Genomic DNA, 23636 nt, shown 5'->3' with positions numbered 1-23636 from the left:
ATTTATTTAAATGACTTCAGACGATCGTCTGTCCGTCATTTAAAGTTTTAGAAGTTTTCAACTTCTTTAGAATATTATAGCATAGATTTCTTCGAATGAAAACGCAAACAGTTTTTTCAAAGCTGAGATTTACTGTTCTTTTACCTTAAATCTATTTCTCGGGCTAGAGTCAGTGAAATGATGGGTGGCACAGTCTGCTGCCGATCTTGATAGGCCTTTGTCAGGGCAGTTTTAGCCCGAATCAAGGTCGTCCCCGTTGTATACACATCATCAAAAATAAGTAGAGCTTGCTCAGGCAAGGTTGGGATTCCTTGATTTACTGCGAAAATTTCTCCTAATTTTAAACGGTCCTCTCGACACTTCTGGGCTTGTCGTAGTCCATCTCCTCGATATAGTAAATATTCTTGATAGGGAATGCCAGCTTGATTCAGCAACTCGCCAGTGGCATGAAATTTACGCTTGGCTAGGGAACTAGGGCTAGAGGGTAAGACCAGCCATTGATAAGCCTTGTATTTTCGATAAACGTGTTTTAACAGAGGACGAACAGCTGCCGCTAAACGGATATCACCTTGATACTTATAACGATACAACCATTCACGAATAAAATCATTATAAGCCATTAATGGTTGATTTTGTAAGAAAGATAAGTCATATTGTCGGCGCCAGATAAAGCAATCATGACAGTAGCCTTCTTGTTGCAGGGAATAAATTTTTTGATAGGGGTCGGTTGTCTGGTCTAGGAGTTGACGTTGACAAGCTTGGCAAAAAGGGGCTCTGGGTCGAACACTCTGGAATTTATTTTGGCATACAGTACACAGTATAGGTGGTTCAATGGCTTTCAGGCTGAGGATGTCTGCCAATCTTAAATCATAATTTAATGGACATTGACAAATCAGACAATCAGGATTGACTCTAATCATGAAGTAGCCCTCGCTCTCTTGCTTGGCGATTCATCGCTCTAATCTCCTGCTGAGCTTCAATCATCGTCTTTGAGACGCCATAATGAGCATAATAGAGTTGTCCCGCAGGAAAATCCGGTCGTCTTCCCACTCGACCACTCATTTGGACTAAGGCAGCCCGACTATACTTCTTGTCTTCAGCCCCAATAATGCTGACATGACAATTCGTAAAGGTAACGCCGCGTTCTAAAATGGTTGTGGAAATCAACCCCTTGAGTTGTCCTTGTCTTAGCTGATTCACTTTATCTTTTCGTTGCGGATCGCGGGCATGAACACAGGCTAAACCTTGAAAATCGGGTAAAGATTGAAGCCAGTTAAATAATGATTCGGCCAAAGGAATGCTAGGCATAAAGATTAAGCGGACACCTTCACCTTGAATAAATTGCTGTAGATGCTTAAATAACTTGCCTTTATCAGCGTGATTGATAATTTGTTGACGCCAGTTACCCAACCAGACAAATTGTGGCTCAGGCAAGGGATGGCCATGGAAGCGTGCCGGTAGACAGGTCTGCTTCAGTTCTCCCTGAGACAGTTGTAGCCGTAATCGGTCATCAGGTGTAGCAGTAAGATAGATTAATTTCCCTGTATTTGGCATAACTGCCCGCCGGGCGGCAAAATGCAAGGATGGATTATCTGCATAAGGAAAGGCATCAACTTCATCCATGATTAACAGATCAAAAGCTGCCTTAAATCGTAACAATTGATGACTGGTGGCTATAATCAGCGGACAATATTGCTGTACCGGCTCAGATTCGCCATAGAAAAGGCCAATATGAACTTGATTAAAGGCTGCCTGAAGGCGTGGATACAATTCTAGACAGACATCAATTCTAGGCGAGGCTAAGCAGACCCGGCCTGACTGAATTAAAACTTGATTTATCACGGGGAAAATCATCTCGGTCTTACCGGCCCCGGTTACCGCATGCACCAAATGGGGATGATCTGGATCAGTTAGACTTTGGCATAACTCTTGACTGGCCCGTTGCTGTTCTGCTGAAAGTTGACCAGACCAAGTTAGATACGATTCATGTCTCGCTGTGATTTGCTGGTGCTGACTAGGTAGATAATAAAGTTCTTCACCCTGACACATTCGGCCCATGGTTAAACAATTCAAACAATAGACCAGGTCCTGCTGACAAGAAGAACTTTTGGGCTGTTCAAGAAATTGCTGGGGATCTTGATTATGACAACGCCCACAGCACCAACCCTTTTCGGTCTCTTCAATCATGGGCAATCGTAGTAAATCAGAAAAACACGGAAGATCTTCTAGGACTTTGCCCTTAAATTGCATTTCAATCTCATGGCGACTTAGTAACCGGCCCCACAATAAAACTTCTTCGCACTGAATAATCATCATCTCCCTTTACAAGGAAGATACACAAAACGATCGCAAAAACAAAAAAACTAGCCGAAGCTAGTTAATAAACTTATTCTACATGCGGAAGGACGCCAAAACCAACCAGGCCTTTCCCAGTATGGGTGCCTAGAACTGGCGAAGCCCAACCAATCGGTAATAGATGTTCAGCACCAAATTTCTGCTCAAATTGTTGATAAAGCTCAGTCGCTTCTTCATAAGCATCAGTATGAACGATGGCTATATCATAGCCATCAGGGCACTCTTTGACCAAATCTTCCGCCCAAGTTTGAAATTCTTGATAAACCTTTTTGGTCGTCCTTATTTTATCGTGAACCACCATCTCTCCTGCAGGATTGAAGGTCAGAATTGGCCGAATTTTGAGGACATTTCCGAGCATGGCTCCGGTAGCACTTAGACGGCCACCCTTGGTTAAATTATTCAAATCTTGGACCATAAAGTAAACTTTAGTCCGGACGACTAAGGATTCCATAGCTTGGGTTAACTGCTCGAAAGAATAACCTCGTTCTTGCAAAGCGATACATTGCCTCACCATACCAAGGACCGCTACCGATGCTGATTTCGAATCAACAACATAGGTTTTTAATTTATCTGCATAATCTTTCATGACTAATTGGGCACTCGCTGCTGTTCCGCTTATTTTCCCTGATAAATGAAAAGCAATCGCCGCATCATAACCCTCTTCGACGATTTGATCCATTAAAGTATAATATTCACCGATCTGCGGTTGTGAGGTGGTGGGTAATTCTTCTGCTTGAGCCAGACGCTGATAAAAGTCTTTGTTCTTGGCACCATCTACACTATCAACCATACTTTGGCCATCGGCGAAATTAATCCATAAATTTACCTGAAAAAGATCAGGATAAGTTGATAAAGGGGGGACTAAACCAGCCGTACTATCAACAATAATCGCTAATTTCATATGACTCTCCTTATCATTCATTCTAAAAAGCCCGAAGGCTTAATAATGATTCCGCTTATTCCTTCACTCCATGTTATACTTAAACTTAGAATGAGGTGTAGTTCAATGATTCATTATTATAGCATTAAGCAAGCTCAAACAAGTGAAATCACTATAAAAAAATCTAGATTCATCTGTTATCTCTTGCCAATCGAGGATGAAACAGACTTCCAGCAAAAATTGGCAGAGATTAAAAAATCACATTATAAAGCCACCCACCATTGTTACGCTTATATTTTAAACGATGACAGTTCAATTCAAAAGTCGGCCGACGATGGGGAACCGAAAGGGACAGCAGGTCTACCCATTTTAGAAGTTTTGAAGCAAAACGAATTAACATATATCATGGCCGTGGTGGTACGCTATTACGGTGGCATAAAATTAGGCGCTGGCGGTCTGATTCGCGCCTATTCTTCAGCGGTCAGCCAAACGTTAGAAAATACCTCGCTTATTAAGAATATTAGCCAAGACATCATAGAAATTCAACTAAATTATACCCAAAATGATTTATTCGACCGTTTCCTACAAGAGCAAACGTCCGCTCTTACTGTCTTAGACACAGAATATACTGATAAAGTCTCTTATCGTCTGGCCCTCGACCCTGATACACATCAACAATATCAGCAAATCATCAATGATCTGCTAAAAGGTCAAATGCAGTGGACTCAGTTAGGCGACCAGCGGGTGGATGCCGATTATATCCCTGAAAGATCGAAAGATTAGGGCTTATCTTGGCCCAAATGGTACATCCACCAAGACAGTCCAAGGACAATAATTAGGGTTGCTCCCATTATCCAGGACCGATACGCCCTAAATTGTTGCGCTGAAATGGCTAATATAGCAAATACAATGGTAATACCAACCATAATGCCAACGATTTTTGGATTAGAATAACCCATCCGTGTCAGACGGTGGTGAACATGGTCTTGGTCACGTTGAACAATCGATTGACCGGTTATTAAGCGACGAAAAATCGCATAGGAAGTATCAAACAATGGGACGACATAGACAAAGACCGGTAAAATCATGGTGAAAAACGAGGCGTTCTTCAGATGGGTCACACTGAGAGCAGCATACATAAAGCCAATAAATAAGGCACCGGTATCACCTAGATAAATGCGGGCTGGTGACCAATTAAAAGGAAGAAAGCCTAAAATAGCTAGAAATAATAATAATAATAACATCAAAAAAGCCAACCGGATCGACGAAGAAAAAAGTAAACTGGTTAAAGCTAAGATGAACAAACTGGTCAAACTCACACTGCCCGCTAGACCATCGACCCCATCTAATAAATTTACCGCATTGGTCACAAAATAAATCCATAGAATCGTTAATATATAAGAGATGATTCTAAAAACTAAAGGGGACAGATTAGGTAATAGAATCGAAGAAAATTCTACTTCGGTTAAAAAATAAACCATGTTGGCCGCCAACAAAATACCTAAAGATTTTTGCCAAGGCTTTAATACCAGATAATCATCAAAAATACCCGTGATTAAGACGACTAAAGAACTTAAAAAAATATAACTCTGACTGGTATGACCAATCAAAGCAGGGAACAAAGCAAAAAATCCAGTCCAAAAACTGATAAAGATAGCTAATCCGCCAAAAGTTGGCGGATTTTCTTTATTTCTATGACGTAGATATTTCCATAACAAATACGTCAGTAAGCTGGAGGAAAGCAAAGTATAGATTGCTGTCAACAGAATTTTCAAGCCATAGTTCACTTGATTTCCCCCTTTACTCTCTTAAGCCTTGCGCCGCCAAAAATCGTCAAAAATGGTAATCGGTAAATGTCGTTTGTGTTGGGTCTTCAGATACCATTGTTCAATTCGTTCAGCATCTATTTCGTCAATACTTTGGCCCGTTAAATATTGATCAATGGCTTCATAAGATACACCCAAGGCAACCTCATCAGCCTGTAACGGGTGGTCACTCTCTAAATCAGCTACTGGAACCTTCAGGTAAAGTTGGTCAGCTGCCCCTAAGTACTGCAACATTTGCCGACCTTGTTGCTTAGTCAGTCGCCAGAGTGGCATCAAATCAGCTGCCCCATCGCCAAATTTGGTAAAGAAACCCGTAACACTTTCCGCCGCGTGATCTGTGCCCAAGACCGCTCCATTGGTTTGACCGGCAATCGCATATTGAACAATCATTCTTTGGCGAGCTTTAACATTCCCCCGATTGAAATCAGATAATGGCAAGCCACTGTCAGCCAAAGTCTGAGCCATCGCATCAGTGGCTGGTTGAATGTTGACGGTCATGACTTGGTCAGCTTGGATAAAATCAAGCGCAGCCTGGGCATCTGCTTCATCAATTTGTTGACCATAAGGTAGCCGAACGGCAATAAATTTATAATCGGTGCGACCGGTCTCTTGTCTCAATTCTTCAATGGCTAATTGAGCCAACCGGCCTAAGAGCGTCGAGTCTTGCCCACCACTAATCCCCAAAACATAAGACTGCATAAAAGGATAAGCTAACATATATTCTTTCAGAAAGTCAATCGTTCGCCGAACTTCCTCTTCTGGATTAATCTGTGCTTGAACTTTTAGCGTGTTTATGATTTCTGCTTGTAAAGGTCGCATAAGGGCCTCCTTAGTTTTGCTTTTTCTCAATCGATTTAACTTCCTGACGGACTTTAGCTTTGATTTCCTGAATGCTTTGCATTTTAGCATCATAAAGATCTTGAGATAAATCGACCGGATATTCTTCTGGATTGAGAATACGTTTGTATTCGTCCCATAACTGATCATAGTTACTGCTAGCATACTCTTTAATCGCATCAATTTCTGGCAATGAATAGATTAATACTCCTCGGTCAAAAATAGTCTGCAATAATGGACGGGCAGTGAAATCAACAACCGTCTTGTTAATATAAGTATGAACCGGATGGAACATAAATAACTCATCTAGTAAATCTGGACGTTCATGAATAAAGGTTACCAAATCACCTTGCGACTTGCCATCACAATTGCGGGTAATTCGCCAAACTTGTTTAATGCCTGGGGTTGACATTTTAGAAGCATTACTTGAAATCTTCATGGTTGGCACTAGGTTACCTTGATCATCTTCAATGGAAACAAGTTTATACACTGCTCCTAAAGCGGGTTGATCGAAAGCGGTAATAATCTTGGTTCCCACGCCCCAATCATTAATTTTGGCCCCTTGCATCCGTAAATTTAGGATGGTTTTCTCATCTAAATCATTGGAGGCCACAATATGCGCCTCAGGGAAGCCCGCTTCATCCAATTGCTCACGAATTCGCTTAGACTGATAGGCCATATCACCGGAGTCAATGCGCACGCCTAAGAAATTAATCTTATCGCCCATTTCTTTAGCAACACGGATCGCATTAGGGATGCCAGAACGCAAAGTGTCATAGGTATCAACTAAGAACACTACATCACGGTGAGTTTCAGCATAAGCCTTAAAGGCTGTATATTCGTCACGGTAGGCCTGAACCAATGAATGAGCATGGGTACCCGAAACCGGTAGGCCGAATAATTTGCCAGCGCGAACATTCGAAGTAGAATCGAAACCACCGATATAAGCAGCCCGGGTTCCCCATAAGGCTGCATCCATTTCTTGGGCTCGCCGTGACCCAAATTCAGATAATTTATCATTCTCTCCGACCACTGAGCGAATCCGCGCCGCCTTGGTGGCAATCAACGTTTGATAATTAATAATGTTTAGAATTGCTGTTTCAACTAATTGACATTGACCTAAGGGACCTTCGACTTGGATCAGAGGTTCATTAGCAAAGCACAATTCTCCTTCAACCATCGACCGAATCGTCAATTCAAATTTCATCTCCGCGAGATAGGTCAGAAATTCCTCAGGATAAAGTTGGAGACTAGCTAGGTAGTCTAAGTCCGTTTCGGTAAATTTCAGTTCAGAGATAAAATGAACCACCTTCTCCAGACCGGCAAAGATTGCATAGCCATTCTCAAAAGGATGGTTACGAAAATACGCCTCAAATACTGCTTGACGGCGATCAATCCCTTTTTTCCAATAGGTATAGAGCATGTTTATTTGATATAAATCCGTGTGCAACATGAGACTATCATCAGCATAATGATACATAATTAACTCCTCATAGTTATTCTTTCATATAGTTTCTATTATTGTATCATAATTAAAAATTAATTAACAAAGAAGCGGTAACTTTATAAAAAGATGAGTTACCGCTTCTACTTATGTTAAATATTTAATTAATTCGCAGAAGTTTCTTCAACAGTGGTTTCTTCAACTGCTGATGCATCTTCGCTTTCAGAATCTTCTTGAGATTCGTCACTGGCTTCTGAAGACTCATCGCCAGATTCATCCTTTTCCATGGATTCGGTTGGTTGTTCAGGGGCGTCTGCTGGTTTTTGAATATCAAAGTTTTCTCCATGATTAGAGAAATTGATTTCATAAGTAAATTGACCATTTCCCTTAACGCCAAGGGCTTCTGGATCCATGCCTAAGGCCTTGGCAATATGAGTTTCATCCGCACTCATGGCGAAAATCATCTTCATTATTTTATAACCATCTTTAGAATAATGCATTTCTAATTGGTCGAATAATTCGATGGCTAAATTTAAAAAATTATTGAAGTAATAGTCAATTTGATCACGTTGTGCATCGGTAAATTCAACGCCTTGTTCTTCTGCTTGTTTTTGAGCTTGAGCGATGGCTTCTTCTTTAATCGCTTCAATATCAAGCACTTCGTTCATATCGGTCCAGAAAGCTTGTGGGTCAATACCTTCTTTTAGGCGAAGAATATACATATCATCGGTTTCTTCTAAATCATAATACTTAGCCATCTTTTCATTGACAGCTGCAGTATCGATTGATTCTTCTTGAGCCTTAGCTTCGTTGTAGGCATCGGTAATCTCTTTCTCAGTCTCCGTGAAATCTTGAGTTGACCATTCTTTCCCGTTGAAAACATAAAGCATGCCTTCCACTAATGTTACAACCGCTTGTTCACTAATTTCTTCGGTTTGAACTTCAGCTCCACTTTCCTGGGCTGTTGTATTAGCTACTGTTCCAGTCACTGACATATCAGCATTGGCTGAAAAACGCGGGTCAACATTATACATGAATGGCCCGGAAATATTTAGGTCAAGCATTGGCGTCCCATCCATCTCAAAGAAGACATGGGCATTGAGATCTCCTTTAGCAGATTCAATATCTTTATTTGCTGCAGAAATCTCATTTAATACCGTTGCGATATCGGTTTCTTGGGCTGAAACCGCAGGCACCATTCCAACAACAAATAGCATCATAGCTAAAATATAAGAAAAGATTTTTGTTAATTTTTTCATAGTTTCCCCTCCTATGGGCATTATATCTTTTTTACGAAATTTTGGCTAATAATATGGGGGGCCTCATTAAGAAAAATTAGCGAATAATTGTAATTTTATCGGCATAATCTTCCCAGGCGAATTCTTGATCGAGGACTTCTTCTAGACCACGGGCAGATACCTTATCAAAGAGGATTTTAATCGTTTGGAAAAGCAATTTAAAATCAAAGGCCAGCGAATAATTCTTAATATATAAGAGGTCAAAGTTTAGCTTATTATTAAAGTCCGTCGAATACTTGCCGTAAACTTGGGCATAACCAGTAATTCCAGCTCGCACATGATGTCTGAGTGAATAATATGGGTTCAAATGCTTAAATTGTTCGACAAAGAATGGCCGCTCCGGTCGCGGACCAACTAAGGACATGTCACCAATTAATACATTAATCAGTTGAGGCAGTTCATCAATCCGAGTACTGCGAATAAACTTACCGACTTTGGTCACCCGTTGATCGTTAGAGGTGGCTAAGACCGGACCCGTATATTGCTCGGCGGTTGCACTCATTGAACGAAATTTCAAGATATTGAAATTACGATGATTCTTGGTTACCCGTTCTTGCTTATAAAAGATTGGCCCTGGTGAATCGGCTTTGATTGCAATCGCCGTCAACAGGAAAATGGGAGAGGTGATGATTAATAAAATTAAGGAGACCGCAACATCTAGGACCCGCTTGATAATCGCTTCTTCCGCCGGAATTTCAAAACCAGAAACCTCAATTATACTTTCATCTTCGAAGTTCATGATATTTGGATTAACCATCATTAAGTTCTCGAAACTGGTTGAAATAAAGAGTTTTTTATTATTCTGCATCAAATATTCGTAGATTTGCAGACGTTCCTTCTCTTCAATATAACCGGTTAGATAGACAATATCTACTTCATCGACAAAACGTTTTACATTTTCATAATAGGCATTCAGCACAACATGAGTCACTTCGTGCCGCCGGTTTTTCATTAAATCAAAATTTTTGACCGCTTCTAAAACGCGGTCTTCAGCCCCCACAATCATTATTTTCTTTTGACCACGCAGATATTGATACAATTTATACATGGTGCAATTGTAGATGACTAGGATAAAAATACTCACAAAAAAATTGATAAGAATGACTGAACGCGGAAAACTAAACCAAGATCCCGCATAAGAGATTGCCATCATCAAGACAGACAAGACCAACTGACCTAAAATCGTCAAATAAAATAAATCACTAATGGTTTTATTATAAAAAATATAAGTACCAAAAAGTAAATTGATGATAATAAAGGCAAAGAAAATCCAGATATCTGCACTTTCAAAGGCGGAAAAGTTTTTGGCTGGAATATCGCCCATAAATTTCAGATAGAAAGACGCATAAATCGATAATAAGGCCAACATGCCGGCAAAAAAGACAACGGCTATCTTCAGCAATTTATTCCAATCATTTTTTTTATTCATATTTCTCCTCCTTCCTTGAACATAATTAAACTAAGCTTATTATAAGGGTTTCCCTAGCAAAACTCCAATAAATTTTGATTTGAACAAGCTTTGACAGCTCCGAAGACAGGTTCCGCTAGGTATTGTTATCCGAGTTTAAAGCATCCAACGATAAAAAACCGAATACTCACACCCACGACATGATCCTTCAAACAATTTGTTTGGGGGAGATCCACTAAATTTAGCCATGACTTTCGAAGCAGTGGCTAAATTTAAATGGAAATTCTCCTTGCTTGCTGTGGGGTAAATATTCGGCAGGTCTGTATATCTGACGAACAGATGAGTGTTACTCATTAACTACGATCACTTAATCGATTCAGTGGATTAAACTGCTAGAACCCTTCTGCTATCCTGAATAACCTTAACTGTTTAGTCAATGATATTGAATTTCTCTTTAAAGAGCGGGCTCACTGAACGATTCTCGTGAATCCGTTTAATCGCTTCAGCCACCAATTGATCTATCGAGATGACTTCAATTTTGTCAATTTGTTTCTCTTCGGTCAATTGAATTGAATCCGTTACAATAACCTTCTTAATCACAGATTCTTCAAGACGTTCGATAGCTGGGCCAGAGAGGACGGGATGGGTACAGGTTGCATAAACTTCTTTAGCTCCTCGATCAATCAGGGCTTTGGCTGCTAGGGTAATCGTTCCGGCAGTATCAATCATATCATCGATAATCACAGCCGTCTTACCTTCAACATCCCCGATAATATTCATTACTTCAGCCACATTAGCTCGTGGACGACGTTTATCGACAATCGCAATCGGTGATTTGAGGAATTCGGCTAACTTACGGGCCCGAGTAACGCCTCCGTGATCCGGAGATACCACTACCACATCATCACCGACCAAACCATTATCAATAAAATAATTAGCTAGCAGCGGTGCGCCTAAAAGGTGGTCCACTGGAACATCAAAGAAGCCTTGAATTTGAGCAGCATGAAGATCGAGGGCAATAATTCGGTCGGCACCGACCATCTCTAACATATTAGCCACTAATTTAGAGGTAATCGGTTCCCGCGGTTGCGCCTTGCGGTCTTGACGCGCATAGCCATAATAAGGAATCACCAAATTAATCATCGAAGCACTTGCCCGGCGTAGCGCATCAATAGTAATCATTAATTCCATCAAATTATCGTTCACCGGAGCCGAGGTCCCTTGAATGACATAAATTTGATCGCCACGAATACTTTCTTCGATACTTATCTTTATCTCACCATCGGCAAAACGTTCCACCGAAATCTTACCTAATTCTACCCCGACTTCAGCAGCAATCTTCTCTGCTAGCGGTTGATTGGAACTTAGCGCAAAAATCTTTAACTTAGGATCCTTATAATGTTTTTGTAGCACTGCAATACCCCCATCTATTTATTTATAAATTTTGTCCAATAATTTGCGATGTTCGTTTGTCGGCTGCGAGCAATCGCTAGGGCCTCATCAGGGACATCTTGGGTAATACTAGAATGTGCCGCTAGAACTGCCCGTTGTCCGACTTGTACTGGAGAAACAATACTTACGCCAGAGCCAATAAAACTTTGATCGCCAATGACTGACTTATGCTTATACTTTCCATCATAATTCACGAATATTGTACCACAACCCACATTGATATGTTGACCTAATTCAGCATCACCAATGTATGAAAGGTGACCCGCTTTAGTATGGTTGCCAATGGTTGATTTCTTGACTTCAACAAAATTGCCGATATGCACATGTTCACCTAAATGACTCTTTGGTCTTAAGTGGCCAAACGGTCCCACATCGCTTCCTTGGCCCACAATCGATTCTTCTATAACCGATTGACGAATCGCCACCTGATCTGCAATCTGGCTGGACACAATTTCTGATCCAGCGCCAATGAAGACCTCAGCACCGATCACCGTTTGTCCTTTTAAGGAGACATTGCCTTCGATGACTGTATCTGGTCCTATCTCAACATCCACTTCAATGTAGGTGGACTCTGGATTGACCATGGTGACACCTTGCCGCATATGTTTTCGATTAATGCGTTGAGCCATTAATCGATTGGCTTCAGCTAAAGCCACCCGATCATTAATGCCAATCGCTTCATCCATATCTGCCATCATATAAGCTGCAATCTTTTCGCCCTGATCTTTGAGAATCTTAATCACATCGGGCAAATAATATTCGCCTTGGGCATTATGATTGTTGACTTGTTTTAATGCTTTAAATAGTGATTGATTATCGAAAACGTAAGTCCCGGTATTAATTTCTTGAACCGCTAATTCTTCTGGATTGCCATCTTTTTGTTCTACAATTCGACTGACTTGGCCTTGGGCATCACGAATAACCCGGCCATAACCGGTAGGATCCTGAGCCGATGCTGTCAACACTGTGGCCTTAGCTCCAGAATCTTCATGATAAGCAAAGATTGCTTTGAGCGTTTCAGCCGTGAGTAAAGGTGTATCCCCACTCACCACAATAGTATTGCCTTCTTGGTCTGCTAACAGATCTTCAGCTTGTTGGACAGCGTGTCCAGTCCCTAACTGTTCAGCTTGAAAAGCAAATTCGGTTTGATCTGCTAAGACTTCTTTGACTTTATCTGCTTGATAGCCCACTATGGTAACAATTTGATCCATCTCGCTTCCCTTTAGAGCGCGCACAACATGCTCAACCATGGTCAAACCATGAAGAGAATGTAAGACTTTGTGAATTTTCGATTTCATTCGTGTTCCTTTACCTGCAGCTAAGATCACGGCAAAACGATTTTTCATTGAATAGCTCCCATCTATTTCTTGCCAAAGACTTTATTTCACAACTACAAATCTTACGCTAAAACAGTCCCTGTTTCAACCTTCAATTCAAAGGCTTTTTCTTCTTTATTATAAACAATTTCTACTTTAAAGAGCGACTCATATGGTGGTAAATCGGTATTCTGTTTCAGAACATTTTCAGCAAAAACACAAGTCCCAATGCACTGGCAATCAAACTCTTTGAGTAAAGAAATCAAGCCATTGACTGTACCCCCGTTACGCATAAAGTCATCAATAATTAGAACTCGGCTATGGGCCTGCAAGCTATTCTTGGCTAATTCCATCTTACGGACGGTTTGATGGGAACCAGAAATATAATTTACTGAAATAGTTGGTCCAGAAGTTTCATTAGAGTCCCGTCGGACCACCACATATTGGATATTTAAATAACGAGCTACGGCAGCAGCAAGGCCAACTCCCTGCGTTTCAATCGTCATGATTGCATCAATTTCTTGATGACGATAATATTCGGCAATAATCTTAGCGGCCTGAATCAGAGTCGAAGGATTCTGTAAAATGTCATTCAATTGGATATAATTACCCGGCAGGATCCGATGGATATCAGTCATCAATTCCGTCATCTCATTAATTAAAGTTTGACGTTCTGCTTTAGAAACCAGAGGAGAATAAATCACCCCTCCTGATACACCAGCTATCGTTTCAACCACTCCGAGATCATATTGTTGAAAGATCTCTTTAATAAATTGTATATCCTCACTTAAAGATGATTTCGCAATATCGAACAAGTCGGCGAAATAACTCAAACTAATCAATTGATTAGGATGTTCAACGAAATAGTTAGTTAAATAGATCAAACGTTGATTTCGCTTTACTTTCATTGACTTACCTTCCATGATTTATTCCTCCTCACACAATTCTATTATACAAAAAAATTCGAACTTTAGTAGACTTTTCTCAGAAATTGTTCGGTGTATTTACTCTTAATTTCCGAAAAAGAATCATTAGACAACTATTTAATGGCAAAATAAAAAAGCCCATCTTCCAGCTGAAAGACAGACTTGAAAGATAGACTAAAAATTTTCTACAAAGAAAAATAGAAATGACGTGTCCAGAATAGGGTCGCTAAATACCATATCAGCAATTATCAACCCGGCTCAAAATTCTTTATGACTTTTCTTCGTTACCGTAAGACGTTTGAATAATCCTCTGGTCTTTGCAGCTTTGATTTTCTTAAGCTCGCCGATTCAACTTGGAAAAAATGCGGTGACTTAAAGAAACTAAAGCAAAGATTAGAATAAATACCATGGTAATAGAAGCACCAGGAGGTGTATCCCAATAGAATGAAGCTGATATGCCAGCAAAAATCCCCAAGAGGTTAATGACGACACCGACCAGAATCGCCTGGGCAAAACTCCGCGAAATCTTAATCGCCGTGGCCGATGGAATAACAATTAAAGCCGAAACCAACAGCGCTCCTACAATTGGCATCATCACACTGATGGCGAGTCCCGTTAAAACAGAGAAACAAACCGAAATGAAACGAACAGGTAGACCCAAAGTTTTGGCGGTAGCTTCATCAAAACTAATCACATACAGTGGCTTACGGAAAATCAGATAGAGTAGAACCACAAGCACTGCCAGGGCAATCAGGAGGCGTACGCCTTCTTCAGAAACTAAAATAATCGAGCCAAATAAGAACTGTTCAATCTGAAAATTTCCTTGGTTGGAATTCAAACCGACGAGCATCAAGGCAAAGGCCATTCCAGTAGCCATCATCATGGCTACCGATATTTCCGAAAAGTCAACAAATACAATTCTTAAATACTCGATAATTAAAGAAGCGAGGACCACAATCAGTAGCGTCGTCCAGGTCGGCTGAATCCCCAAGAGGGCACCTAAGGCTACTCCCGCCAGGGAGATATGAGCCAAAGTGTCTGCCATCAGCGACTGGCGACGTAGGATTAATAACAAGCCTAAGATAGGTGTGATAAAAGAGATGGCCAGCCCAGCCATTAACGCTCGCTGGATGAAGTCAAACTGAAGCATCGCCATGGACTGCCCTCCTCTCGAACTAAATGAATCTCGCGGTCATAGAAACCTTCGATTTCTCGATCAGCATGGGTAACCATTAAAATTGCCTTATCATGCTCTTGGCTACTATGTCGAAGTAATTGGTAGAATGACCGTCTAGAAGCAATATCCATCCCCGTAGTCGGTTCATCGAGAATAAAGAAGTCAGGATCAGTAGCAAAAGTTCTCGCCAGATTAATCCGTTGTTTCTGACCCCCTGACAATTCGCCAATTTTCTTATGACGAAACTGTGTCATACCAACCGATTCAAGGGCTCGATCCACATGAGCTTGATCATGGGCATCTAATCGCTTAAACCAACGATGTTTAACATAGCGTCCCGACTCAACAAAGCGTTGAACCGTACTTGGAAAGCCTGCGTTGAAGGAATTAATATTCTGAGCAATATATCCAATCGTAAGTTTATCCCCGTGAATATTTTTCTTAGCGAGCTCTATCTTGCCAGTACTGGGTTTTAAAAGACCCAAAATATTCTTGACCAACGTAGATTTAGCTGCACCATTTTCTCCGGTCAGGATTACAAACTCACCCGCTTGGATTTCAAAATTAATTTTATCAAGGACCTTTTCTTGGTCATAATAAAATGAAAGATCAGAAACCTTCAAGTAGGACATTAGGTCACCTTCTCTTATTTATTCTTTAATAATTCTTGTAAATTCTCCCGCATTAGACTGAAATAATCAACGCCAGATTTTATTTCATCTTGAGTAACAACTTCTAAAGTTCTCAATGGTAATAATTCAGCATCCGTTGCTGAAGCCACGGTTTGAGCAATGTTTTCACTTAAGGCTGGATCGACAAAAATAACTTTACTGTTTTGTTCTTTCATAAACTCTTGCATTTGAGCAATGACTTGGGCTGATGGTTCTTCAGTCGTATTTAAACCGGTAATCGCCACTTGCTCAAGATCATAGGCATGAGCCAAGTAACCAAAAGCAGCATGTTGAACAATCATAGTCCGTTTTTCTAACGACGCTAGACTTGATTTATACTCTTGATCCAAGGCAGTTAATTCTTCAACAAGTTTAGCTGCATTGTCTTCATAGGTCGCTGCATTATCAGGATCTAATTCAACGAAGGCTTTCTTAACATTTTCTGCTTGTTGGGCATAGGTCATTGGGTCTAACCAAGTATGAGGATCATATTCATGATGATGACCTTCGTGATCATGACCTTCTTCGCCTTCGTGATCATGGCCTTCTTCAGCTTCATGATCGTGATCATGCTCATCAACGCCATGGTCAGAACCTGCCAATAAGGTCATACCCTCAGTGGTTTTAACCACCTTGGTTTTGTTTTGATCGACCAGTTCAAGCAAATCAGGAACAAAGAATTCCATTTCATCATCAAGATAGATAAAAAGATCAGCTTCTTGAACTTTTACCGCATCTTGAGCAGTTGATTCATAACCATGAGCTCCTTGTCCTTGATCGAGTAACATTGATACTTCCATTTTATCCCCTGCAATCCGATTTGCCAAGTAATAGACTGGATAAAAAGTCGTAACGACCTTCTTACCTTGAGCATGGATATTAGCTAAGGGCAAACTTACCGCGACAAATAAAGCGACGAACAAAGCTTTGACAAATTTTTTCATCAAATTCCTCCTAAGAAGTAATCATTACAATATACTTGATATATCTTACTACAAATAAGCTATTTGTCAACGCAAGAATGATAAAAATCGAAAAAATTGACAAAAACTAAACAAAAAACCGAATTATTCATTCACAAGACTTCAACACGCTAACTATAAGCAGTAGCTCATTTCTACTTCAATCATAGCCCATCCGTATACTTCTAACCATGATTAAGTAAAGATTATTGATCTTGTTAACGACAATAATTCGGAATTTCGATCTATATTATTTATTTTCTGTGAAAAGTAAATGTCTCATCCTAACGACGGCGATTATTTGCCAAGAGGATGAATCGTAGGAGTTGCAAGGCGGTAGAAATGGTCGCTGCTACATAAGTAAAAGCGGCCGCCCTTAAAACCGCTCGTGCAGCTGGAATCTCAGCTTGAGTGAAGAGCCCATTGTCTTGCAGAATGCTTAAGGCACGTCGGCTAGCATCAAATTCTACCGGCAAAGTCACCAACTGGAAAATCAAAGCCAGTGAGAATAGAATTAAGCCCAAGTTGAACAATTGTGCCCAACTCATAATGAGCCCCATCAAAATCAGTGGCATGGCCAATGATGAGCCAATTTGAACGACGGGAACAATGGCATTGCGGAATTTCAAGAAGAAATAACCTTGAGCGTCTTGAACCGCGTGACCACATTCGTGGGCTGCTACGGCAACGGCAGCAACCGAAGTTGATTGATAAGTTGCATCAGATAATTTCAACGTCTTGTCGCGGGGATCGTAATGGTCGGTTAATTGGCCAGAAATATGACCGACAGCAACATTTGGAATATTAGCTTGTTGTAAGATAAATTCAGCGGCTTGCCGACCGTTTACCCGATTAGCGGTTTCTAGTTCTTGGTATTTTTCAAAAGTTGATTTTACTCGGTATTGGGCAAACATAGCTAAAGCCATCCCAAGTAGAACGAGGATATATGTTGAGTCAAAGTAGAACATAGTCATCTCTCCTTTTCTTAATTATAGCAAGTTCATGCTTATATTTCACTATCCACGAAAAAAGATCAACGAAATGAATCATTGACCTTATTATAGTAGATATTCAATTCATTTGCCTCAATCTTGAGTCGGAGTCCCTTCAGGTAATATCAAATTTAAAATCACACCGACTAAAGCACTCAAGGCGGTTCCAGATAGAACCAAGGCTGTACCTAATTCTAGCACTGCTCCCCCTAAACCTATCACCAGCATGGCAGAGGCAATAATTAAATTGCGCGGATTATTAAAGTCGGTTTGATCCTTAATCAAGACTTTTAGCCCATTGGACGCAATGACCCCATAAAGTAAAATGGACATGCCCCCTAAGACTGAAGCAGGAATCGTAGAAATCATGGCAGTAAATTTACCTAAGAAACTTAGCGCAATGGCAATTATCGCCGCATTGCGAATTACAGAAACACTAGCTGTTCGAGTTAATCCGACCACCCCGGTATTCTCTCCGTAGGTTGTATTTGCTGGACCGCCAATAAAAGCAGAAATCAAACTGGCTAAACCATCACCAAAAATTGACCGATGAATCCCTGGTTCTTCCATAAATTTATGGTCGGTAATCTCACTTAAAACCATGACATCACCCATGTGTTCAGCAATCGTCACAAATGCAATCGGAATAATCGCTAGAGCTTCGGGCCCAAAGTAAAGATGATATTGTGGTCCTTTGGCAAAAGACGTGGCGAATGGGAGAGAGAAATCCGGTAGACTGACCCAGTCTGCTTGAAGCACCGGTTCGAAATCAACAATCCCTAAAAAGACAGCAACAATGTACCCAACAATAATGGCAATTAAGAACGGAATTACTTTAATAAATCCTCGACCTCGAACATTAATCAGCGCAGCAGTCATAAAAGTCACTAAAGCGGCAACGACTTCGCGCCAATTCGTATTTTCGACAAAACCAGCATTAGTGACTGCTGACCCGGCTAAGCCCAAACCAATCACAATAATCATGGGACCAATGACAATAGGTGGCAATAATTTGGTCAACCATTCACTGCCTGAAATAGCAATAATCCCCGCCACAGCCATATAAACTAGACCCACTAACATGATTCCAGTTTGTGCGGCCGCGATATCGCCACCCAGTTGTTCCTTAGCAATCGCCATCGCTGAGATATAAGCAAAAGACGATCCCAAATACACTGGCATCTTAAATTGGGTTACGGTTAAAAATACCAGGGTTCCAATCCCGCTGGCTAATAAGGCAGTCGAAACAGAAAGCCCCAGGATTAAAGGTACTAGAATCGTCGCTCCAAACATGGCAAAAACATGTTGAAAACTTAATAAAATTCCCTTAGAAAAAGGTGGCTTCTCATAGGTTTCATAAATCATCCGTGTTTTTTGTATCATCATATCCTCTTTTCTAGGGCTAGATGGATTTAAAAGCACACAAAAAGCCCTTATTTTATACTCCCGAAAGAATAACGAACAAGGGCTTAAAATATTCTGTCTTTTGAAATCTCCCGGATTTCATTAAAAGTCCTTATCGCTTGTTATAGTTTAACATCCTAACAAATAATATCAAGCTGAAATTTATATTTATCGTCTAACAAAATTTAGAGTAATAACCAAAAACAAATAACAGATTAATCTGGCTGATTTAGTTGAGACTTTGAATCTGTATCATCACCAGAATAATTTAAGCTAAAGGCGTAGTGAATTTCAGGGGTTTCAGGTTGATAAGCCAGATAACAAACCGCAAAATCTTTGAGCCGAGCAAAGATTTCGCGAAATTCTCTATGGGCTCGTGTCGAATCAATTTCAGCTGCCGGCAAACCGACGCTATCTATCTTCAAATGCTCAGCTAACATCAGCGCTCGAGGCAAATGATAGCCCTGACTAATAATAATCGCTCGGTCGACATGAATAATCTTCTTTAAGCGGTAAATGCTATCATAGGTTGAATATCCCGCATGATCTAAGTATATCTGTTGGCTAGGAATACCCTGGCTGACCAAATATTTCTTCATAACCGCAACTTCATTATAATTATCTTCTCGATGATCTCCAGTCATAATAAATATTTTATCAGGGGCTTGTTGATAAACTTCTAGCGCCTGATCTAAACGCGCTTTTAAAATATCACTCGGCCGTTCATTATCAATCACACCCGCGCCTAGAACTAGAACAGGAACCTCAGCTGATTGATACTTTGTATCCATTTGACTAAATTCGCTAGACATATTGGCCTTGGTGACCAGGATGACAAACAGATTGATTAAAATAATCACAGCAATCACACAAAGTATGACCATCAGACCTAACTTAATCATGAGTTTCAACCAATGAAATAAATCTTGCACCCTCTCACCCCTTTAAAAAATAATAAAGCCATTATAGCAAGCCTCATTAAGAGAAACAACTAGCTTTGTTTGCCTAGCTGATGAATTTGGCATATTATTCCTACATAGTATATAATGACTAACACACGATGAGCAAAATTTGTTGAACACAAGGAGGAACACATGAAGACAAAAAAACAAAGTCTAGGTCTAATTCTAGTGATCTTGGCCCTAATTGCAATCATCTATCTCGTAAGTGGCTATTTCCTCAAACCCAAAAACGAAGTGCCAGATTCGCCGACCGTTACCGATGAACAGATGCAAGAAACCAGTAACCAAGCTACCGATACCAAAGGTCAACCCTTCCAAGAGAAAATTGATGCAAACAGCCCCTACCCGGTCGCCAGTTTAGATGCTGGCATCTCCATCTCTGAACTCAGAAAGGCCATGGACCAGTATTATCAAGAGGTTTATACCGAAGAAGAAAAGAAGATGAGTCAAACTAAAATAGATCGACAAGATATTAAACGACTTCAAGACTCATTTAAAAATAACGATAGTTTGAAAGCCTTAAAGGCTAACGTTGAATCGGTTGAAATGCAAGTGGCGGGAGAGACTGTCTATGTTGCACGAATTGTCTTGCCTTTTACCTATCAAGAAGCCGAAAAAACAAAAGCCAATAACGACATACTCGTACTTAACGAAGCCTTAGCCCAACTCGGCAACCATCTGATTATGATTGCTTATTACGACCAGTCTAACAAGACACTTACACCCATGCATCTGACCAACAGTCTTAATCCACTATTCTACAACGAAACCATGAAGAATTAGCTTGAAGATTTCATCTTTTCATAAGTTATGCAAGAAATTTGTTGCTTCGGTGTTTTTCACCTATTGAATCCAATAACAGCTACAAAACTTATTGAACCAGTTTTGTAGCTGTTTTTGTGTTCTATAATATTTTATTTGAGGATGATTAGTCAAAATAAAATCTTTTGTCATAGTACAAGGTCTTTGAACATTTCAAAATCAGTTGTAAATTTCAAGTATAAGTTAGCCACCTAGGGTAATTAGCTATGTAACTTTAATCCTCTCTGTCAGTGACGGCTTGACAATGAGCTGAGGCATGGTAGTTTGGTTCACTAGTGGGGCATTGACCTCCTCCCCAAGAAAACCATGCCGAAGGAGGCTCGTTGTCAAGCGGGCACATGTGCGCGAGCTTGTCTTTCTTTATAGAAACAGCGTGTGAAAACTTCATATGGGGTCTGATAGTCCAAAACCTTGCGCGAATAATGGTTCATCCATTGTTGGATGTGGCGACAATCGGCTTCAGTCACGTCTTTCATCGAGGTTTCTTTGGGCAGAAATCGGCGAATCAACCCGTGTTGATTTTCACTGGTTCCTCGCTCCCAAGAGGCGTAAGGATGGGCAAAATAAACGGCCACGTCGTCAGCCAGTGTTTGACTCAACCCCGCAAATTCTAAGCCGTTATCCGCCGTAATACTCTTGAAAGTGGTCGCTTGCGCGTGCTCGTAAGCTTTTGAGGGCGGCGTCCACCGCTTGAGCCGTCTTGTTCTCAATCTTTAGAATGACTTCAAAACGACTCAGCCTTTCTACTAAGGTTAACAAGACGGGTTCATCTCTGCCTTTCTTGCCAATGACCGTATCAATTTCCCAATGGCCAAAACTTTGACGGGCATTGATGTCCTCAGGACGTTCGTCGATGGACATCCCTAGGACTTTCTTATGGGGTCGAGTCTTCGGCGCGCTGACTTTGGAATGTCGTTTCAACTTTTCAACTAAATCAATATTTCGGGTCTGCATAATCTGGCAATCAATCCAATGATAGAGGGTCGTCGTACAAGGAATCAGACGCGGATCAATGTCGAGGACCTGCTTGGCGCGATGCACTACCACATCGGGTGACCACTTATCTTCTAACATCCGTTGATCGGCCCAATCGATAAAGACACGTGAATAGGCCCAAAGGGGTTTACGTCCACAATGTTGACGCTGATGCTCATAATCTTCTTGGCCGACTTCCGCGATATACTTGGAATATTGATAGGTATAAACCTTCCCATGTTGCTTTTGTTGACGGACTTGTTCCACCGTACCCCGTTTGATTTCGTTATGAATTGTTTGGGGCGCCCGTCCCAGTATTCGCGCAATGGCTCGGTTAGAATAGCCTTGTTTTTTCAACAATTCAATTTGGCCCCGTTCTTTGAACGATAAGTGTTTTGATTTGCGGTCAGATGTGGTAAAGTGAGTTTGCGTCATGTAAATTCATCCTTCTTATATTTTTGTGTCGTGACTTAAATATAACATGAATTTACATGGCTTTTATTATTTTTTAGCGGTGGCTAAGTTGATTATAAAATCCGCCTTTCAAAATCAGTCTTTAATTAATGCATTAATTTACGGTAGTTTGCCACTATTTTAGGACTGATAATAAAGCCCCAATCAGCCAATAAATCAACGAGTTCGGTATTACTTACCTCGGGATCTTGCTCAGCAATAATTTGTAGAATTTTTTGTTTGATTTCATAGGCGGTAAAGCCGGTCCGACTACGCCGACGATTTAAATTAATAAAATCAGTCAAAACAAAAATCTCTTGCTTAAAACTCAAATGTTTATGAACGATTAAATGACTCAAATAAGATTCAGGAATCTCGCTAACTTGACTCAATTCCCGCAGAGTTAAAGGTTTAATTTGTGAACTTGCTCCAGAAAAAAATTCTTCTTGGTTTCTAACCAGATGATAGACCATCTTCATAAAGAGTTCCTCACGCAGACGAATTTGACGAGCTAAATCATTGAAATCTTTGACTTGTTCTTTTAAATATTGAGTAAGTTCCGCATCTTGTCGCTGACTCATCTCTTCAAAATATTCGCGATTAAAATATATACGCGGCGCAAATTGTCGTTGATAGCGAATGGTTAAGTCTTTTGGTTTTTCATCATCAACCTTGACGTCAGGAATAATATGAACCTGTTCAACCTTCTCGAAGATATCTGCCGGATAATAGGTCAAAGTTTGGTAATATTCTATCGCTTCCTGAATTTCAGACTCAGTAAAATTACTATCCTCTTGAATAAAATCATAATGATGGTTAATTAGAGCTTCAAAATAATTCTCCAATAAATAATAGGCCACGGCCGGGGCCGCATCATCGCGTTCTGTCTGAAGCATCAGGGCTTCTTGTAAATTAAAGGCGCCAATGCCAGCAGGTTCTAATAGTTTAAACAGAGTGAGCGCATCTAAAGCAACAATCGGATCGGTCTGCAGTTTATCAGCCAGTTCTTCTGCTGAATAGGGTAAGTAACCCCGTTCATCTAATAATTCGACGAACTGAACCATCAAATCACGAATTGAAGTCTGCCGATACATCATAATTTGTTCAAATAAATAAGTCTCCAGACTCTGTGTATCGATATGATAATTTGGATCCGTTTTTTGTAGTTCATCAAGTGGCGTCGGTGGTAACTCTTCACGCTCATCATCGGTAAGTTCAGACATATCCTGTTCTGTCTTATTAGGCTTAGACAAGGATTGTGCAAATTGATCTAGATGATATTCCATCTCGACAAAAGGATTCTCTAGGATAGCCTCTTCAAGATAGTGATGCATTTGTTCGATGTTTAAGCGCAAAAGCTGACTGAAAGATTTACTTTTGGGTAAGGGCGCCGATAAAGTTAGTGGTTCTTCTCTGCTTAACTTTAAAACGTCCCATTGATTTGCATGCGCTTTTTCCATATTTATCCCTACTTAT

Annotated in this window: 20 protein-coding genes and 1 pseudogene; 2 read left to right on the top strand and 19 right to left on the bottom strand. The window is 40.5% G+C overall.

All coding sequences use genetic code 11. From position 1 onward, the window contains the following. Nucleotides 1-140: 140 nt before the first annotated feature. The 3 genes from M0R79_RS00540 to M0R79_RS00530 all read right to left on the bottom strand — a co-directional run bounded on the left by M0R79_RS00540 (nt 141) and on the right by M0R79_RS00530 (nt 3256). Nucleotides 141-920, bottom strand: coding sequence for a ComF family protein (locus M0R79_RS00540; protein ID WP_248416858.1), 780 nt, complete (start codon nt 918-920; stop codon nt 141-143). Next, nucleotides 913-2316 carry an ATP-dependent helicase ComFA gene (locus M0R79_RS00535; RefSeq protein WP_248416859.1) on the bottom strand — a complete coding sequence of 468 codons (1404 nt, stop codon included), beginning with the start codon at nt 2314-2316 and terminating at the stop codon, nt 913-915. The genes M0R79_RS00540 and M0R79_RS00535 overlap by 8 nt, the downstream gene beginning before the upstream one ends. 70 nt (nt 2317-2386) lie before the next feature. After that, the gene (locus M0R79_RS00530) at nt 2387-3256 is read right to left on the bottom strand and encodes a DegV family protein (RefSeq protein WP_248416860.1); all 870 of its coding nucleotides are present in this window, start codon (nt 3254-3256) and stop codon (nt 2387-2389) included. Between the two features lie 105 nt (nt 3257-3361). Here M0R79_RS00530 and M0R79_RS00525 point away from each other — a divergent pair, with 105 nt between their 5' ends. Then, on the top strand, nt 3362-4018 hold the full coding sequence (locus M0R79_RS00525; protein ID WP_248416861.1) for a YigZ family protein: 657 nt from the start codon (nt 3362-3364) through the stop codon (nt 4016-4018). Here M0R79_RS00525 and M0R79_RS00520 read toward each other — a convergent pair. The 14 genes from M0R79_RS00520 to M0R79_RS00455 all read right to left on the bottom strand — a co-directional run bounded on the left by M0R79_RS00520 (nt 4015) and on the right by M0R79_RS00455 (nt 19880). Beyond that, nucleotides 4015-5022 (bottom strand): MraY family glycosyltransferase, encoded by a 1008-nt coding sequence (locus M0R79_RS00520; protein WP_248416862.1) that lies wholly within the window; start codon nt 5020-5022, stop codon nt 4015-4017. The genes M0R79_RS00525 and M0R79_RS00520 overlap by 4 nt on opposite strands. Nucleotides 5023-5043: 21 nt before the next feature. Then, on the bottom strand, nt 5044-5880 hold the full coding sequence (gene nadE / locus M0R79_RS00515) for an NAD(+) synthase (protein WP_248416863.1): 837 nt from the start codon (nt 5878-5880) through the stop codon (nt 5044-5046). A 10-nt stretch (nt 5881-5890) separates the two neighbouring features. Next, the gene (locus tag M0R79_RS00510; RefSeq protein WP_375163564.1) at nt 5891-7378 is read right to left on the bottom strand and encodes a nicotinate phosphoribosyltransferase; all 1488 of its coding nucleotides are present in this window, start codon (nt 7376-7378) and stop codon (nt 5891-5893) included. 128 nt (nt 7379-7506) lie between these two features. Beyond that, a complete protein-coding gene (locus M0R79_RS00505) occupies nt 7507-8601 on the bottom strand; it encodes a hypothetical protein (RefSeq protein WP_248416864.1) in 1095 nt (364 codons plus the stop codon). A gap of 76 nt (nt 8602-8677) precedes the next feature. Continuing rightward, on the bottom strand, nt 8678-10069 hold the full coding sequence (locus M0R79_RS00500; RefSeq protein ID WP_248416865.1) for a sugar transferase: 1392 nt from the start codon (nt 10067-10069) through the stop codon (nt 8678-8680). Between the two features lie 408 nt (nt 10070-10477). Beyond that, the gene (locus M0R79_RS00495) at nt 10478-11461 is read right to left on the bottom strand and encodes a ribose-phosphate diphosphokinase (RefSeq protein WP_248416866.1); all 984 of its coding nucleotides are present in this window, start codon (nt 11459-11461) and stop codon (nt 10478-10480) included. A 14-nt stretch (nt 11462-11475) separates the two neighbouring features. Next, nucleotides 11476-12846 carry a bifunctional UDP-N-acetylglucosamine diphosphorylase/glucosamine-1-phosphate N-acetyltransferase GlmU gene (gene glmU / locus M0R79_RS00490; RefSeq protein WP_248416867.1) on the bottom strand — a complete coding sequence of 457 codons (1371 nt, stop codon included), beginning with the start codon at nt 12844-12846 and terminating at the stop codon, nt 11476-11478. A gap of 53 nt (nt 12847-12899) precedes the next feature. Then, nucleotides 12900-13739 carry a pur operon repressor gene (purR, locus tag M0R79_RS00485; RefSeq protein ID WP_248416868.1) on the bottom strand — a complete coding sequence of 280 codons (840 nt, stop codon included), beginning with the start codon at nt 13737-13739 and terminating at the stop codon, nt 12900-12902. A gap of 337 nt (nt 13740-14076) precedes the next feature. After that, entirely contained in the window at nt 14077-14898 is an 822-nt protein-coding gene (locus M0R79_RS00480; protein ID WP_248416869.1) for a metal ABC transporter permease, read from the bottom strand. Then, entirely contained in the window at nt 14859-15551 is a 693-nt protein-coding gene (locus M0R79_RS00475; protein WP_248416870.1) for a metal ABC transporter ATP-binding protein, read from the bottom strand. The genes M0R79_RS00480 and M0R79_RS00475 overlap by 40 nt, the downstream gene beginning before the upstream one ends. 14 nt (nt 15552-15565) lie before the next feature. Next, entirely contained in the window at nt 15566-16534 is a 969-nt protein-coding gene (locus tag M0R79_RS00470) for a metal ABC transporter solute-binding protein, Zn/Mn family (RefSeq protein WP_248416871.1), read from the bottom strand. A 302-nt stretch (nt 16535-16836) separates the two neighbouring features. Further along, nucleotides 16837-17520, bottom strand: a complete 684-nt coding sequence (locus M0R79_RS00465) for a zinc metallopeptidase (RefSeq protein ID WP_375163563.1) — start codon at nt 17518-17520, stop codon at nt 16837-16839. A 117-nt stretch (nt 17521-17637) separates the two neighbouring features. Continuing rightward, entirely contained in the window at nt 17638-18927 is a 1290-nt protein-coding gene (locus M0R79_RS00460; RefSeq protein WP_248416873.1) for a uracil-xanthine permease family protein, read from the bottom strand. 236 nt (nt 18928-19163) lie between these two features. Then, a complete protein-coding gene (locus M0R79_RS00455) occupies nt 19164-19880 on the bottom strand; it encodes a SanA/YdcF family protein (RefSeq protein ID WP_248416874.1) in 717 nt (238 codons plus the stop codon). 162 nt (nt 19881-20042) lie between these two features. On the opposite strand from M0R79_RS00455, the gene M0R79_RS00450 reads away from it, so the two are divergent. Then, nucleotides 20043-20693, top strand: a complete 651-nt coding sequence (locus M0R79_RS00450; RefSeq protein ID WP_248416875.1) for a hypothetical protein — start codon at nt 20043-20045, stop codon at nt 20691-20693. Nucleotides 20694-21058: 365 nt separating this feature from the next. On the opposite strand, the pseudogene M0R79_RS00445 reads toward M0R79_RS00450, so the two are convergent. Then, nucleotides 21059-22142: pseudogene (locus M0R79_RS00445) on the bottom strand (IS30 family transposase). Nucleotides 22143-22267: 125 nt separating this feature from the next. Next, on the bottom strand, nt 22268-23620 hold the full coding sequence (locus M0R79_RS00440; protein WP_248416878.1) for an RNA polymerase factor sigma-54: 1353 nt from the start codon (nt 23618-23620) through the stop codon (nt 22268-22270). Between the last annotated feature and the right edge of the window lie 16 nt (nt 23621-23636).

Origin of the sequence: Ignavigranum ruoffiae (assembly GCF_023195815.2) — a bacterium.
In the GTDB taxonomy this organism is placed as follows: Bacteria; Bacillota; Bacilli; order Lactobacillales; family Aerococcaceae; genus Ignavigranum; species Ignavigranum ruoffiae.
Note: the sequence above shows the minus strand (reverse complement) of the source record. Positions and strands in the feature narration are given on the sequence as shown.

What these genes read in the sequence shown, in the direction of transcription:
- M0R79_RS00540 (WP_248416858.1), bottom strand. Translation starts at nt 920, where the DNA reads ATGATTAGAGTCAATCCTGATTGTCTGATTTGTCAATGTCCATTAAAT.
- M0R79_RS00535 (WP_248416859.1), bottom strand. Translation starts at nt 2,316, where the DNA reads ATGATGATTATTCAGTGCGAAGAAGTTTTATTGTGGGGCCGGTTACTA.
- M0R79_RS00530 (WP_248416860.1), bottom strand. Translation starts at nt 3,256, where the DNA reads ATGAAATTAGCGATTATTGTTGATAGTACGGCTGGTTTAGTCCCCCCT.
- M0R79_RS00525 (WP_248416861.1), top strand. Translation starts at nt 3,362, where the DNA reads ATGATTCATTATTATAGCATTAAGCAAGCTCAAACAAGTGAAATCACT.
- nadE (WP_248416863.1), bottom strand. Translation starts at nt 5,880, where the DNA reads ATGCGACCTTTACAAGCAGAAATCATAAACACGCTAAAAGTTCAAGCA.
- M0R79_RS00510 (WP_375163564.1), bottom strand. Translation starts at nt 7,378, where the DNA reads ATGTATCATTATGCTGATGATAGTCTCATGTTGCACACGGATTTATAT.
- M0R79_RS00505 (WP_248416864.1), bottom strand. Translation starts at nt 8,601, where the DNA reads ATGAAAAAATTAACAAAAATCTTTTCTTATATTTTAGCTATGATGCTA.
- M0R79_RS00500 (WP_248416865.1), bottom strand. Translation starts at nt 10,069, where the DNA reads ATGAATAAAAAAAATGATTGGAATAAATTGCTGAAGATAGCCGTTGTC.
- glmU (WP_248416867.1), bottom strand. Translation starts at nt 12,846, where the DNA reads ATGAAAAATCGTTTTGCCGTGATCTTAGCTGCAGGTAAAGGAACACGA.
- purR (WP_248416868.1), bottom strand. Translation starts at nt 13,739, where the DNA reads ATGGAAGGTAAGTCAATGAAAGTAAAGCGAAATCAACGTTTGATCTAT.
- M0R79_RS00480 (WP_248416869.1), bottom strand. Translation starts at nt 14,898, where the DNA reads ATGGCGATGCTTCAGTTTGACTTCATCCAGCGAGCGTTAATGGCTGGG.
- M0R79_RS00475 (WP_248416870.1), bottom strand. Translation starts at nt 15,551, where the DNA reads ATGTCCTACTTGAAGGTTTCTGATCTTTCATTTTATTATGACCAAGAA.
- M0R79_RS00470 (WP_248416871.1), bottom strand. Translation starts at nt 16,534, where the DNA reads ATGAAAAAATTTGTCAAAGCTTTGTTCGTCGCTTTATTTGTCGCGGTA.
- M0R79_RS00465 (WP_375163563.1), bottom strand. Translation starts at nt 17,520, where the DNA reads ATGTTCTACTTTGACTCAACATATATCCTCGTTCTACTTGGGATGGCT.
- M0R79_RS00460 (WP_248416873.1), bottom strand. Translation starts at nt 18,927, where the DNA reads ATGATACAAAAAACACGGATGATTTATGAAACCTATGAGAAGCCACCT.
- M0R79_RS00450 (WP_248416875.1), top strand. Translation starts at nt 20,043, where the DNA reads ATGAAGACAAAAAAACAAAGTCTAGGTCTAATTCTAGTGATCTTGGCC.
- M0R79_RS00440 (WP_248416878.1), bottom strand. Translation starts at nt 23,620, where the DNA reads ATGGAAAAAGCGCATGCAAATCAATGGGACGTTTTAAAGTTAAGCAGA.